The 13,432-nt window shown below is 70.3% G+C and carries 12 protein-coding genes; 6 read left to right on the top strand and 6 right to left on the bottom strand.

What is annotated here, in order from left to right; all coding sequences use genetic code 11:
• Positions 1-88 precede the first annotated feature (88 nt).
• The 4 genes from Q7W82_RS04340 to Q7W82_RS04325 all read right to left on the bottom strand — a co-directional run bounded on the left by Q7W82_RS04340 (position 89) and on the right by Q7W82_RS04325 (position 3,731).
• Complete coding sequence (locus Q7W82_RS04340) at positions 89-691, bottom strand: response regulator transcription factor (RefSeq protein WP_242160176.1); 603 nt, start codon at positions 689-691, stop codon at positions 89-91.
• Positions 692-743: 52 nt separating this feature from the next.
• Complete coding sequence (locus tag Q7W82_RS04335; RefSeq protein WP_242160175.1) at positions 744-1,967, bottom strand: sensor histidine kinase; 1,224 nt, start codon at positions 1,965-1,967, stop codon at positions 744-746.
• 79 nt (positions 1,968-2,046) lie between these two features.
• The gene (locus Q7W82_RS04330; protein WP_242160174.1) at positions 2,047-2,832 is read right to left on the bottom strand and encodes an ABC transporter permease; all 786 of its coding nucleotides are present in this window, start codon (positions 2,830-2,832) and stop codon (positions 2,047-2,049) included.
• Positions 2,829-3,731, bottom strand: a complete 903-nt coding sequence (locus tag Q7W82_RS04325) for an ABC transporter ATP-binding protein (RefSeq protein WP_242160173.1) — start codon at positions 3,729-3,731, stop codon at positions 2,829-2,831. Before Q7W82_RS04325 ends, Q7W82_RS04330 begins: the two co-directional genes overlap by 4 nt.
• A 250-nt stretch (positions 3,732-3,981) precedes the next feature.
• On the opposite strand from Q7W82_RS04325, the gene Q7W82_RS04320 reads away from it, so the two are divergent.
• The 5 genes from Q7W82_RS04320 (at position 3,982) to Q7W82_RS04300 (ending at position 10,802) form a co-directional block, all read left to right on the top strand.
• Entirely contained in the window at positions 3,982-5,229 is a 1,248-nt protein-coding gene (locus Q7W82_RS04320; RefSeq protein WP_242084766.1) for an efflux RND transporter periplasmic adaptor subunit, read from the top strand.
• 1,044 nt (positions 5,230-6,273) lie between these two features.
• Entirely contained in the window at positions 6,274-6,963 is a 690-nt protein-coding gene (locus tag Q7W82_RS04315) for an ABC transporter ATP-binding protein (protein ID WP_010340093.1), read from the top strand.
• A 13-nt stretch (positions 6,964-6,976) separates the two neighbouring features.
• Positions 6,977-8,134, top strand: a complete 1,158-nt coding sequence (locus Q7W82_RS04310; protein WP_242160171.1) for an FtsX-like permease family protein — start codon at positions 6,977-6,979, stop codon at positions 8,132-8,134.
• 64 nt (positions 8,135-8,198) lie between these two features.
• Positions 8,199-9,509: an ABC transporter permease gene (locus Q7W82_RS04305; protein ID WP_242160170.1), complete on the top strand. Its 1,311-nt coding sequence runs from the start codon at positions 8,199-8,201 to the stop codon at positions 9,507-9,509.
• Positions 9,510-9,659: 150 nt separating this feature from the next.
• Positions 9,660-10,802 (top strand): alpha/beta fold hydrolase, encoded by a 1,143-nt coding sequence (locus Q7W82_RS04300; RefSeq protein ID WP_242160169.1) that lies wholly within the window; start codon positions 9,660-9,662, stop codon positions 10,800-10,802.
• A 118-nt stretch (positions 10,803-10,920) separates the two neighbouring features.
• Here the strand turns inward: Q7W82_RS04300 and rarD are convergent, their stop codons facing one another.
• Both rarD and yedA read right to left on the bottom strand, forming a co-directional pair.
• The gene (rarD, locus tag Q7W82_RS04295) at positions 10,921-11,823 is read right to left on the bottom strand and encodes an EamA family transporter RarD (RefSeq protein ID WP_242160168.1); all 903 of its coding nucleotides are present in this window, start codon (positions 11,821-11,823) and stop codon (positions 10,921-10,923) included.
• The gene (gene yedA / locus Q7W82_RS04290) at positions 11,820-12,716 is read right to left on the bottom strand and encodes a drug/metabolite exporter YedA (protein WP_242160167.1); all 897 of its coding nucleotides are present in this window, start codon (positions 12,714-12,716) and stop codon (positions 11,820-11,822) included. Before yedA ends, rarD begins: the two co-directional genes overlap by 4 nt.
• Positions 12,717-12,838: 122 nt before the next feature.
• Between yedA and Q7W82_RS04285 the strand changes: the two genes are divergently transcribed.
• Positions 12,839-13,249: a Rap1a/Tai family immunity protein gene (locus Q7W82_RS04285; RefSeq protein ID WP_242160166.1), complete on the top strand. Its 411-nt coding sequence runs from the start codon at positions 12,839-12,841 to the stop codon at positions 13,247-13,249.
• Positions 13,250-13,432: the final 183 nt, after the last annotated feature.

Raw genomic sequence — 13,432 nt, 5'->3', positions numbered from 1 at the left:
GTGGGTGGGAGGCCGCGCGCGCCCTGCACTGCGCTGCGCAGTCAAGCGCAGGGAGCCATGCAAGTTCCAGGCCGAACAACGTGCCGGATCACAGCCAGCCCTTCTGCCGCGCCAGCCGCGCCGCCTCGATGCGGTTGCCGACCCCGAGCTTGCCGATCGCCTCGGACAGGTAGTTGCGCACCGTGCCCGACGACAGCCCCAGCTGCGTGGCAATGTCGCCGGCCGAAGCGCCCTCGCCGGCCAGGCGCAGCACCTGGCGCTCGCGGTCGTTGAGCGGGTCGGCCTCGGACCAGGCTTCCAGCGCAAGTTCCGGATCGATCGCGCGGCCGCCGCGGTGGACCTGGCGGATCGCCTCGATCAGCCGCTGCGGCGGCGCGTCCTTGAGCAGGTAGCCGCCGACCCCGGCGTCCAGCGCCCGCCGCAGGAAGCCGGGGCGGGCGAAGGTGGTGACGATGATGACGCGTACCGGCAGCTGCTGGCGCTGGATGCGCTGGGCCAGTTCCAGGCCGCTGAGGCCGGGCATCTCGATATCGGTGACCAGCAGGTCGGGGGACTGCGCCTGCAGTGCGCGCCAGGCGGCCTCGCCGTCGGCCGCGCTGGCGACCACGTCCAGATCCGCTTCCAGGCCCAGCAGTGCGCCCAGCGCACCGCGCACCATCGCCTGATCCTCCGCCAGCACTAAACGAATCACGGCACCCCCCGGTCCTTGTCGGCCCATTGTAGTGCCCGGGCCGGGCCGGCGCTCAGCCGAGCGCGGCGTCCTGGTCGGCCGGGGCGGGCATCCGCGCCGCCGTTGCGGCCTCCGGCACGACGGCCGCCTCGGCCCGCGGCAACGGCGCCGCGGCGACCAGGCAGGTGCCCAGGCCACGCTCGGAGGCGATGCGCAGGCTGCCGCCCACCGCCTCCAGCCGCTCGCGCATGCTGCTCAGCCCGGTACCCGGCTGCAGCGCGCCGCCGCGGCCGTCGTCGCGCAGTTCCAGCAGGGCCTGGCCGCGCTCGCACCACAGCCGCAACTGCGCGTGATTGGCGCGGGCATGGCGCTGGATGTTGGTGGCGGCCTCGCGCAGCACCAGCGCGAACACCGTCTCCAGCTGCGGGCATGGCGGCAAGGCCTCGACCTGGTAGCGGAAGGTCACCCCCGACGATTCCAGCAGCAGCTTGGCCGCGGCGATCTCCGCCGCCAGTTGCGCGGCGCGGATGCCGCTGACCGCGCGCCGCACCTGGCCCAGCGCCTCGCGCGCGACCTGCCCCACCTCCTCCATCTCGCGCCGCGCCGCGGCCGCGTCATGGGCGAGCAGGCGCGTGGCCAGGTCCGACTTCAGCGCGACCAGCGACAGGGTATGGCCGAGCAGGTCGTGCAGGTCGCGGCCGATGCGCTCGCGCTCGGCCACCGCCGCCAGGCGCCGCACTTCCTCGTGGCTCAGGCGCAGTTGCGCCTCGCCGCGCGCACGGCGTTCGAAACTGATGTTCATCAGTCCCACCGACAGACCGACCACCATCGCGCTGACCATGTACAGCGGCGACCAGCCGCGCAGCGTCCAGGCCAATGCGAACGAGGCCAGCACCAGCAGCATCGCCGCCACCGCCCGCTTCGGCTCGAAGCAGAACGCCAGGAAGGCGCAGGCATAGATGATGTAGCACTGCGCACCGGGGTTGTACGGCAGCACCACGAACGCCAGCGCCGCCATGCCGGCCACGCACCAGGGCAGGTAGCGCCGGTGGCGGTAGTAGGCCACGTAGTACAAGGCCAGGAACACCAGGTAGCTGGCCAGCGTCGGCGGGAACCAGTTGCGGAAGTAGTACGGCTCGTACAGCGGAGTGACGAACAGCCAGATCGACCACACCAGCGACAGCCACACGAACCAGTGGGTGCTGGGCTTGGCCGAGCTCCAGCCGATGCGGCGGGCGATCAGCGAGTCGGGCGAGGCGTGCAGCAAGGCGATCACGTCGGGCTCCCAGGGCGGCATGGCCGCCGCGGCGCATAGCTTAGCGAAGGCGCCGGCGCGCGGAACCGCGCGGCGACGCCGGGATGGACGCGGCGTGCCATCAGCCGCGGCCCAGGCGCCGCTGCGCCAGCGCGTAGAACACCACCGTCACCGCCAGCAGCGCGGCGACGTGGCCGGCACTGCCATGGCAATCGCCCTGCCCGACCACGCGCAGCGCCAGTTGGCCCAGGTGGTAGGACGGCCACAGCGGCGCCAGCGTGGTCAGCCACGCCGGCAGCAACTGCAGCGGGATCCACAGCCCCGACAGGAACGCCATCGGCAGATAGATCAGGTTGACCAGCGCCGGCGCACCGCTGCCGCCGGCGTAGGCGCCCAGCGCCAGCCCGAGCGCGCAGAACGGCAACGTGCCCAGCACGTCGACCAGCAGCAGCCAGAGTCGTTGGCCCGGGCTCAGCATGACCCCGCCGAGCAACCCGGCCAGCACCTGCAGCAATATCCCGATCGCCAGCGCGAACGCCATCGCCAGTGCGGTCCGTGCCAGCAGCAGCGCCATCGGCGGCACCGGCATCGCCCGCTTCAGCGCCAGCAGGCCGCGCTCGCGGTCCAGGGCCAGGCCGACACCGAACCCGAACAACGCCGGCGCCATCACCCCGAACACGCTGTAGCTGGCCATCAGGTACACCGCCGCGTCGTGGCGCCCATGATTGAGCAGCACGCCGAACAGCAGGTAGAACAGCGGCGGGAACAGCAGCGTCGGCAAGGCGAACGACGGCGTGCGCAGCCAGCGCAGCACTTCGTAGCGGATCTCGCGCAGCAGCAGCGCGAACTGGTCGCGCAACGACCAAGTGGCCGCCGGAGGGACAACGGAAAGATCGATCGGGTTCATGCGGCCTCCGCACGGGTGATGGCGAGAAAGGCGTCGGCTAGGCCGGCGCGGCGGACCTCCAGCGCCGTCAGCGCCGGATCGCTGGCGAGCAACCGCGCCACCACCGGTTCGGCCGGTTCGGCGACCACCTCGAGCACGCCGTCGCGGGTGTCGGCGCGGCGCACCTGCGGCCACTGCGCCACCTGCGCCGCCGGCAACGCGCTGCGGCAGCGGATGGTGCATTGCTCGAAGCGCGCCCGCAGGTCGGCGACACTGCCCTCGGCGATCAGCGTGCCGCGCTGCAGCACCGCCACCCGATCGGCCAGCGCCTCGGCTTCTTCCAGATAGTGCGTGGTCAGCAGCACCGCGCAGCCGTCGGCGACCAGTTCGCGGATCGCCCGCCACAGGCCTTGCCGCGCCTCGATGTCCAGGCCGGTGCTGGGCTCGTCCAGGAACAGCACCTGCGGCCGCCCGCAGATCGCCATCGCGAACTGCACGCGCCGCTGCTGGCCGCCGGACAACTGGCCGTAGCGGCGCGCCATCAGTCCTTCCAACCCGGCCAGCACCACGCAATCGGCGACGCTGCGCGGGCGCGGGTAGTAACCCCGCGCCTGCAGCAGCAGTTCGCCCACGCGTAGCGTCTCCGGCAGCCCGGCGGTCTGCAGCATCGCCCCGGCCTGGCGGCGCGCCGCCAGCGAGCGCGGGTCCTGCCCGCACAGGCGCACGCTGCCGGCATCGGGTGTCTGCAGCCCGAGCAGCAGGCTGACCGCGGTGCTCTTGCCGGCGCCGTTGGCGCCCAGCAAGGCCAGCAGCTGACCGCGGTGCAACTGCAGGTCGACGCCATCGAGCGCGAGCAGCGCGCCGTAGCGCTTGTGGACGCCGCTGAGCTGCGCCAGCGGCAACGCATCGTGGTCGGGCATGGGACACTCCGGTGGTGGCAGGGAGTGCCAAGGCTGCGCCGCGGCGGGGACGCCGCCCAGTGCGGCGCGTCAACTGCATCGAATGACATCTGTCACTGGCAGCCCCGGCACGATTGCCGCATGCTGCGATCCACGCCGAGGGGCGGCGTTCTCCCGCTACAGCGCATCGCAGAAAGTGACTTCCGGCCATGCCAACGGCGGCCCGGGACTCGCACACTGCAGCGCGCCGACCGTTTCGTTCAAGGACACGATGAGTACTTCCTCCGACCTGCTCAAGGAACTCCGTATCGACCGCAAGGCGCCGCCGAGCGAGCCGCCGTCGCGGCGCGGACTGTGGATCGCCGTGGTGCTGCTGGTGGTGCTGCTCGCCCTCGGCGCCGGCGCCTGGCTGCTGTTCGGCCGCAGCAAGCCGCTGGAGGTGCGCACCGCCGCGGTGGTGGCGATCGCCCCCGGCAGCAGCAGTGCCTCGGTGCTGGACGCCAGCGGCTACGTGGTGGCGCGGCGCATGGCCACGGTGTCGGCCAAGATCACCGGCAAGGTCCGCGAGGTGCGCATCGAGGAAGGCATGCGCGTGGAGGAAGGCCAGGTGATGGCGACGCTGGACCCGATCGACGCCAACGCGCAGCGGGTGCTGTCGGCCTCGCAACTGGACGCGGCGCGCAGCCTGGTGGCCAACATGCAGGCGCAGGTGCGCCAGGCCGATGCCGACGCGCAGCGGCTGCAGACCCTTGCCGGCCAGCAACTGGTTTCGCGGTCGCAGTACGAGCAGGCGGTGGCGCAGCGCGATGCCCTGCGTGCGCAGTTGCAGAATGCGCAGCGCAACGTGGCGGTGGCCGGCAACCAGCTGTCGATCTCCGATCTCAACGTCGACAACACCATCGTGCGCGCGCCGTTCTCCGGCGTGGTCACCGCCAAGGCGGCGCAGCCGGGCGAGATCGTCTCGCCGCTGTCGGCCGGCGGCGGCTTCACCCGCACCGGCATCGGCACCATCGTCGACATGGATTCGCTGGAAATCGAGGTCGAGGTGGGCGAGTCCTACATCGGCCGGGTCAAGCCGGGCATGCCGGTGGAAGCGGTGCTCAACGCGTATCCGGACTGGAAGATCCCGGCCGAGGTGATCGCGATCATCCCCTCCGCCGACCGCGGCAAGGCCACGGTGAAGGTGCGGGTGGCGCTGAAGCAGAAGGACGCGCGGATCGTGCCGGAGATGGGCGTACGGGTCAGCTTCCTGGAGGCGCCGCAGCCGCAGGCGCAACACACGCCGCAGGGCGTGCGGGTACCGGGCGCGGCGATCGTCAAGCGTGCCGGCCAGGACGTGGCGTTCGCGGTGAAGGAGGACAACACGGTCGAGCAGCGTGCGCTGAAGACCGGCATCGCCCTGGGCGACGACCGCCAGGTGCTGTCCGGCCTGGCCGCCGGCGACACGGTGGTGCTGGATCCGCCGGAGGCCTTGCATGCCGGCATGCAGGTGAAGACGGCGGAGGCCGCGGCGCAGTAGCAACGCACAAGGGCGCGCTGCGCACTGCACCAGCGCCTCGACGTCGTAGCTGTCCGATGTAGTCAGTTCCAACTGCGCCTGCCGCAGCCAAATCGCTCAAGCTCCAGTTCTTGCAGTTGCTGTTGCCGTGCTTGCTTCTGCTTTTCCGATCCCCTCGGCGCAATTGCCATGGGGAAACGAGTACCCGAGTGACGCCGTTGCTGTTGCTTCTGCTGTTGCTTCACCGCCGTTGCGGTTGCTCTTGCTTTTGACTTACCGGGTTCCCTTCCGCAGCGGCGGATGGACCGGGGAAACACCCGAAGGGCGGCGCACAGGGATGTGCGCCGTTCGCGGCAGGGGCAGGATGCCCCTTCCGCGAATCCCCGGTGCATCCGCGGACCCGGAGCGCGCAGCGCGGAGGGCGCAAGGCAGGGCGCGCTTTCTTTTGGTTACTTTTCTTTGCGCGAGCAAAGAAGTGCTTCTCAGCAGCCGAAGGCTGATCAAAGTAACTCGCCCGTTAGGGCGAAAGCCTTTGCTGTTGCTTGAATTTTGCGTGTCAGACGAGAAGGTCTGTAGGAGCGGCTTCAGCCGCGACCAACGTAATCGGTCATGCATGTCGCGGCGTAAGCCGCTCCTACAATCCAGCGGTAACCGCAGTCGCGGCAAATGCAAGAGCAAAAGCTTTCGCCTTGCGGCGAGTTACTTTTGCTTGTGCAAAGAAAAGTAACCAAAAGAAAGCACACCCTGCCTACGCGCCCTCCGCGCTAACGCGCTCCGGGTCCGCGTCCAGCACGGGGATCCGCGGAAGGGGCATCCTGCCCCTGCCGCGGACGGCGTACATCCATGTACGCCGCCCCTTCGGGGTTTTTCCCCGCGCTGGCCGCCGCTTCGGAAGGGAACCCGGCAAGTCAAAAGCAAGAACAACAGCAACAGCAACAGCAACAGCAACAGCAAGAGCAAGAGCAGAAGCAACAAGTGCACTTGCTACCGCAACCGCAACCGTAATCCCTCGCCGCCATCGGCGACCACATCGCCTCCACCTCGTCCACCGCCAGGAACACCACCATGTCCACCCTCGTCACCCTGCGCAACGTCACCAAGACCTACCAGCGCGGCCCCGAGAAAGTCCAGGTCCTGCACGGCATCGACCTGGATATCGCCCGCGGCGACTTCGTCGCCCTGATGGGCCCGTCCGGCTCTGGCAAGACCACCCTGCTCAACCTGATCGGTGGGCTGGACTCGCCCAGCGGCGGCGAGATCGAGATCGAAGGCCAGCGCATCGACCGCATGAGCGGCGGCCAGCTCGCCACCTGGCGCAGCCACCACGTCGGCTTCGTGTTCCAGTTCTACAACCTGATGCCGATGCTCACCGCGCAGAAGAACGTCGAACTGCCGCTGCTGCTGACCTCGCTCGGCGCCGCCCAGCGCAAGCGCAATGCCGAGATCGCGCTGACCCTGGTCGGCCTGGCCGAGCGCCGCAACCACAAGCCCAGCGAACTGTCCGGCGGCCAGCAGCAGCGCGTGGCGATCGCCCGCGCCATCGTCTCTGATCCCACCTTCCTGATCTGCGACGAACCCACCGGCGATCTCGACCGGCGCTCGGCGGAGGACGTGCTGGGCCTGCTGCAGGAACTCAACCGCAGCCATGGCAAGACCATCGTCATGGTCACCCACGACCCCAAGGCCGCCGAGTACGCCACCCATACCGTGCACCTGGACAAGGGCGAGCTGGCCGACGCGCCGGCCGCGCACTGAGCGAGGCGATGCCATGAAGTATTTCTCGTTGATCTGGGCGCAACTGTTCCGCAGCAAGACGCGGACCGTGCTGACCCTGTTCTCGGTGATCGTCGCGTTCCTGCTGTTCGGCCTGCTCGACTCGGTGCGCGTGGCGTTCACCGCCGGCGGCTCGGTGGAAGGGGTCAACCGCCTGGTCGTGGCCTCGCGCCTGTCGATCACCCAGTCGCTGCCGGTGCGCCTGGAAGCGCAGATCCGCAGCGTGCCCGGCGTGCGCGACGTGACCTATGCGATGTGGTTCGGCGGCATCTACAAGGATCCCAAGGACTTCTTTCCGAACTTCTCGGTCGCGCCGAACTTCTTCGACGTGTACAGCGAATACGAGATGCCGCCGGAGCAGCTCAAGGCCTTCCGCGACACCCGCACCGGGGCGGCGGTGGGCGAAGCGCTGGCGAAGAAGCATGGCTGGAAGGTCGGCGACGTGATCCCGCTGCAGGCCACCATCTTCCCGCGTGGCGGCAGCAACGACTGGCCGCTGGAGCTGAAGGCGATCTTCCGCGCCAAGGACCGCGCCAACGTGCAGGCCGAGAACCAGTTGATGATGAACTGGAAGTACTTCGACGAGAGCAACGACTACATCAAGGGCAAGGTCAGCTGGTACACGGTGCGGCTGGACAACCCGGAGCACGCCTCGCGCGTGGCGCAGGCGATCGATGCGCTGTCGGCCAACTCCGACCACGAGACCAAGTCGCAGACCGAGTCGGCGTTCCAGCAGGCCTTCGTCAAGCAGTTCGCCGACATCGGCCTGATCGTCACCTCGATCATGGGCGCGGTGTTCTTCACCCTCGTGCTGCTCACCGGCAACACCATGGCGCAGGCGGTGCGCGAGCGCATCCCGGAACTGGCCACGCTCAAGACCCTGGGCTTCCAGGACCGCACGGTGCTGACCCTGGTGATCGTGGAGTCGGTCTTGCTGATCGTGCTCGGCGGCCTGCTCGGCATGGCGCTGGCGGCGGCGGCGATCCCGGTGCTGGCCAGCGCCAGCCGCGGCGCGCTGCCGGTGCACGCGGTGCCGGTGCAGACCTGGCTGATCGGCGCGGCGCTGATGCTGGTCATCGGCGTGGTGGTCGGCCTGTTGCCGGCGCTGCGCGCGCAGCGGCTGAAGATCGTCGACGCCCTGGCCGGGCGTTGAGCCCGCGCTTTCTCTCCAGCACATCGATGCCACGGACGGCGACGCAGACCCGAGGAACAACGCAATGAAGATGCAATGGTTATGGAATGTCCTGGCGATCGCGGCGCTGGCGATCGGCCTGGGAATCTGGATCGCCCTGCCCTGGTTCATGGTCCTGGCGCTGGTGGCGGTGCTCGCCGTGCTGCTGCTGGTCACCCGCAGCGGCCGGCTGTCGCTGGCGGCCGCGCGCATCGGCATCGCCAGCCTGCCGCAGCGCTGGGGCGCCAGTTCGGTGATCGTGGTCGGCATCGCCGGCGTGGTCGGCGTGCTGGTGGCGATGCTGGCGATGGGCCAGGGCTTCCAGGCGACCCTGGAGAGCACCGGCGACGACACCACCGCCATCGTGCTGCGCGGTGGCTCGCAGGCCGAGACCAACTCGGTCATCACCCGCGACCAGGTGCCGCTGATCGCCAGCCTGGCCGGCGTGGCGCGCGGCGCCGACAACCGCCCGCTGGTCTCGCCGGAGCTGTCGCAGGTGGTGAACCTGCTGTCCAAGTCCGACGGCACCGACGTCAACGCACAGTTTCGCGGCGTCGGCGAGCAGGGCTGGACGGTGCACGACAAGGTCAAGATCCTGCAGGGCCGTCGCTTCACCCCCGGCCTGCGCGAGATCGTGGTCGGCAAGGGCGCGCAGTCGCAGTTCCGCGGCCTGCAGCTCGGCCAGACCCTGACCCTGGGCAACCAGACCTGGACCGTGGTCGGCGTGTTCGCCAGCGGCGACGCCCACGACTCGGAGCTGTGGACCGACACCCAGACCCTGGCCACCACCTACAACCGCAGCGCCTATCAGTCGATCAGCGTGCGCACCCAGGGCCAGGACGGCTTCCGCCAGTTCAAGGCGGCGATGGACGCCGACCCGCGGCTGAAGCTGGACGTGTTCACCACCCGCGAGTACTACCGCAAGCAGGGCGGCAATCTCAGCAAGGTGCTGGAGGTCCTGGGCACCTTCATCGGCACCATCATGGCGATCGGTGCGGTGTTCGGCGCGCTCAACACCATGTACGCCGCGGTCGCCACCCGCGCCCGCGAGATCGCTACCATGCGCGCGCTCGGCTTCCGCGGGCTGCCGGTGGTGATGGCGGTGATGCTGGAGACCATGCTGCTGGCGCTGCTCGGCGGGGTGCTGGGCGGGTTGATCGCCTGGGCGATCTTCAACGGCTACAGCGTCTCCACCCTGGGCAGCAACTTCAGCCAGGTGGTGTTCCAGTTCAAGGTGTCCCCGCCGCTGCTGTGGACCGGACTGAAGTGGGCGCTGGGCATCGGCCTGGTCGGCGGCCTGTTCCCGGCGCTGCGTGCGGCGCGGTTGCCGATCACCACCGCCCTGCGCGCGCTGTAACGCCAGCGCTGAACGCACCGGGCCGGGACCCCTGTCCCGGCCCGGCCCAATGGCGGATGACGCGTCATCGTTTCGTCATCGAAACGCGGTAGAACGGCCGCCGCCGAGGCGCTAGCCTGCGCGGCCATTTGGTTCCACGCCGCCACGTCCATGTCCTCGCGCCTGCGCCTGTTGCTCGTCCTCTGCGCCAGCCTGTGGCTGAGCGCCTGCTCCTCCACCTCGCTCAGCGACCGCCTGGTCGCGCCGGGCGGCGTGTCGCCGTTGATGGACGAGGAACGCATCCAGAGCCTGCTGGCGACCCTGCCCAACCGCAGCGGCCACGTGGTGGTGCCGGGCGGCATCCCGATCTTCTGGCGCGCGATCGACCCGGGCGACTACCACATGCGCTACCGCTACGAGCACGCCGGCCGCGACGCCGGCGGCCACGAGCACGCCGACTTCGCCATGGAGGTGGCGACCCCGGCGCCCGCCACGCATGCCGCCCCACGCGGCACCGTGGTGCTGCTGCACGGCTGGATGATGGACGGCGACTCGCTGCTGCCGTGGTCGCTGGACCTGGCCCAGGCCGGCTACCGCAGCATCAGCATCGACCTGCGCAACCACGGCCGCTCCGGCGGCGGCCCGGCCGGCTATGGCACCCGCGAGTCCGACGACGTGGTCGCGGTGATCCGCGCCCTGCGCGCCAGCGGCGAGGTACAGGGCCCGGTGTACCTGTTCGGTGTGTCCTATGGCGCGGCCACCGCGCTGTTCGCCGCGCAGAAGCTCGGCGACCAGGTCGATGGCGTGGTCGCGATGGAATCGTTCGCCAACGCCGGCCGCGGCATCCGCGACATGATCCCGCACATGCTCGCCAGTCGCCCGCGCGGCTGGATGGCCAGCGCGGCGATGGACCTGGCGCGCTGGCGCTACGGCGGGCAGAACCTGGACGCGGTGATCGCCAACGCCAACCAGCGCCTGGCGCTGAACCTGGACCAGGTCGACGTCACCGCCGCCGCGCGCGCCGCGCCGACCTGCGTGCTGCTGCTGCACGGCAGCGCCGACCAGCACATCCCGGTGGCGCACGGCCGCCTGCTGGCGCTGGACGCCCCGCGCGCCCACTACCTGGAGATGCCCGGCGAGAACCACCTGAGCCTGCCGATGCGGCTGGACCTGCTGGCGCCGACCGTGGAGGACTGGTTCGCCGACCTGCCGGCGCCGCGCCACGGCGGCCGCTGCCCGCAGCCGCTGCCGCCGCGCCTGGATCCGGAGCTACAGCTGACGGGCGGCCCTGCCGCGAGCGGTAGCCGCGGCTGAGCGGCGGGATGACCAGCCATTCGGCTGTGGAAAGCGGGGAGTCGGGATTGGGGATTCGTAACAGCGGGCTGTACTGTCGGCCTGCTGGTTCCGCGGCGGTTCAGGCTCTTGCCAATCCCTAATCCCGAATCCCCGCTCGCCGCCACAGACTCTCACCGGCGAACAGCAGCAACCCGATCCAGATCGCGGCGAAGCCGATCGCCTTGCCGGCGTCGAACGGCTCGCGGAAGAACCACACGCCCAGCAGCAACTGCAGACTCGGCGCGATGTACTGCAGCAGCCCGACCAGCGACAGCGGGATGCGCCGCACGCCGTAGGCGAAGCCGATCAGCGGCACCGCGGTGACCACGCCGCCGAACGCCAGCAGCAGGTCGTTGCGCCAGCCCCATTCGCCGGCGAAGCCGCCGCCGTGACCAGCCTCGCCCCACAGCACGAAGCCCAGCGCCGGCAGGAACAGGTACAGGCTCTCCACGCCCAGCCCGGCCACCGCATCCACCTGCACCAGCTTGCGCAGCAGGCCATACAGGCCGAACGAGCCGGCCAGGCCCAGCGCGATCCACGGCAGCGTGCCGGCGTCGACGGTCAGCCAGGCCACGCCGAGCGCGGCGCAGGCCACCGCCAGCCACTGCAACGGGCGCAGCCGCTCGTGCAGCACCAGCACCCCGAGCAGCACGTTGACCAGCGGATTGATGAAGTAGCCCAGGCTGGTCTCGATCACGTGGCCGGCATTGACCGCCCAGATGTACAGCCCCCAGTTGAAGGCGATCGCCAGGCTGCTCAGCGCCAGCGTGGCCAGCGCGCGCGGCTGCGCGGCGATGCGTCGCCACCATTGCAGGCGCGCGCTGTACGCCAGCCACGCCACCACCAGCAGCGTGCTCCAGACGATGCGGTGGGCGATGATGTGCGGCGACGGCACCGCCTGCAGCAGGTGCCAGTACACCGGCACCACGCCCCACAGCGCGAAGGTCGCCGCGGTGATCCACAGCCCGCGCCGCGCGTCCTGCGCGGAGGCCGCGGTCATCGCCGGGTCCTCGCCACGGTGATCACCACCACCCCGGCCAGGATCACCGCCATCGCGCCGACGTCGCTGGCGCTGAAGCGCTCATGGCCGAGCCAGCTGCCCAGCGCCACCGCGATCACCGGATTGACGTAGGCATAGCTGCCGGCCAGGGCCGGGCGCACGTTCTGCAGCAGCCACACGTAGGCGGTGAAGGCGACGATCGAGCCGAACACGCACAGGTAGGCCACCGCCAGCAGGCCCTGCGCGCTCGGCAGGGTGTGCAGGCGTTCGCCGCTGAGCAGGCCGATCGCCACCAGCATCACGCCGCCGCACAGCATCTGCCCGGCAGCCGCCATGAACGGCATCGGCAGGTCGCGCCCGCGCGACCACACCGAGCCGAACGCCCAGCCGATCGGCGCGATCAACAGCAGCACCAGGCCCAGCGGACTGGCAGTGAGACTGCTGCCGGCGTTGAGCCACACCACCCCGGCGAAGCCGACCACGATACCCAGCCACTCGCCGCGGCTGGCATGGTGGCCGCGCAGCATGCCGAACAGCGCCATCCACAGCGGCACCGAGGCCACCGCCACCGCCGCCAACCCCGACGACACCTGGCGCTCGGCCAGCACCACCAGGCCATTGCCGCAGACCAGCATGAGTGCGCCGAGCATGGCCAGCGGCCGCCACTGCGCGCGCGTGGGCGCGGCCACGCCGCGCCAGCGCAGCACCGCGTACAGCACGCTGCCGGCGATCACGAAGCGGGTCCCGGACACCACGCTCAGCGGCGGTGCACCGCCTTCCAGGGCGAAGCGGATCGCCAGATAGGTCGAGCCCCAGACGACGTAGACCAGGAACAGGGCGAGAACGACGAAGCCACCGCGCGCAGGCGCGGCGGCGACAGGAGCGGACGGCATGGGACGGCGCCAGAGACAGCGGGGGCGCTATTCTAGAGCACCTGCTCTGCGCGCAAGCCGTCGGAACCGCGCGTGTCGCGCCGCCGCCGCGTGCAGATCACTCGTCGAGAAAGGAGTCGTGGATGACATCACACCGCACCTGGATCGCGCTGCCCTTGCTGGCCGCGCTCGGCAGCAACAGCGCGGCAAGCACGCCCGCTGCGCCCTGGGATCTGACCGGGCACCAGCTGCTGGAAGCCCCGCTGGACGGCTCGCTGGCGGCCGACCTGGGTCCGCAGCAACCGCAGGAACTGCGGGTCATGGTGTCCTCGCGCACGGCGGCGGCCTACATGCTCGGCATCGCGGCCGGCAGCGAGGGCGTGCGATGGTGCCGACCGGCCGGCCAGTCCGGTCCACCGGATGTCCAGGCCCTGGTCGCCGATCTCGGCGCGCTGCCCGACACGCGCCTGGACGCGCGCGCCAGCGACCTGGTCGTGCAGGCCTTGGCCAAACGGTATCCCTGCAAGTCCACGCCGCGCCGCCCATCGCGCTGAGGCGCCCGACTGCCTGCAGGGTCGCGTCGGCGCGGCGAGACGGTGATTCGCCACAGCTGGCGCGATAACCGTAGCGGGTGCCGGCGGGTCATTCACCGTGGCAGCACAGCCGGCCGCCACCCGCCGCAGCGGCGCCCGGCGTGCCACCCGCACCACCAGGCCGGTGTTGCAGGCCAGTACGAG

The sequence above is a fragment of the Xanthomonas indica genome (assembly GCF_040529045.1).
Taxonomy (GTDB): Bacteria; Pseudomonadota; Gammaproteobacteria; order Xanthomonadales; family Xanthomonadaceae; genus Xanthomonas_A; species Xanthomonas_A indica.
The sequence above is the reverse complement of the archived record's forward strand: the minus strand, read 5'-3'. Positions and strand labels throughout refer to the sequence as shown.

Excerpts from the sequence above, each read along its gene's own strand:
- Q7W82_RS04310 (WP_242160171.1), top strand. The coding sequence starts at position 6,977 with ATGAAGTATTTCTCGTTGATCTGGGCGCAACTGTTCCGCAGCAAGACG.
- Q7W82_RS04325 (WP_242160173.1), bottom strand. The coding sequence starts at position 3,731 with ATGCCCGACCACGATGCGTTGCCGCTGGCGCAGCTCAGCGGCGTCCAC.
- Q7W82_RS04320 (WP_242084766.1), top strand. The coding sequence starts at position 3,982 with ATGAGTACTTCCTCCGACCTGCTCAAGGAACTCCGTATCGACCGCAAG.
- Q7W82_RS04300 (WP_242160169.1), top strand. The coding sequence starts at position 9,660 with ATGTCCTCGCGCCTGCGCCTGTTGCTCGTCCTCTGCGCCAGCCTGTGG.
- Q7W82_RS04285 (WP_242160166.1), top strand. The coding sequence starts at position 12,839 with ATGACATCACACCGCACCTGGATCGCGCTGCCCTTGCTGGCCGCGCTC.
- Q7W82_RS04335 (WP_242160175.1), bottom strand. The coding sequence starts at position 1,967 with ATGCCGCCCTGGGAGCCCGACGTGATCGCCTTGCTGCACGCCTCGCCC.
- Q7W82_RS04305 (WP_242160170.1), top strand. The coding sequence starts at position 8,199 with ATGAAGATGCAATGGTTATGGAATGTCCTGGCGATCGCGGCGCTGGCG.
- Q7W82_RS04315 (WP_010340093.1), top strand. The coding sequence starts at position 6,274 with ATGTCCACCCTCGTCACCCTGCGCAACGTCACCAAGACCTACCAGCGC.
- Q7W82_RS04330 (WP_242160174.1), bottom strand. The coding sequence starts at position 2,832 with ATGAACCCGATCGATCTTTCCGTTGTCCCTCCGGCGGCCACTTGGTCG.
- yedA (WP_242160167.1), bottom strand. The coding sequence starts at position 12,716 with ATGCCGTCCGCTCCTGTCGCCGCCGCGCCTGCGCGCGGTGGCTTCGTC.
- rarD (WP_242160168.1), bottom strand. The coding sequence starts at position 11,823 with ATGACCGCGGCCTCCGCGCAGGACGCGCGGCGCGGGCTGTGGATCACC.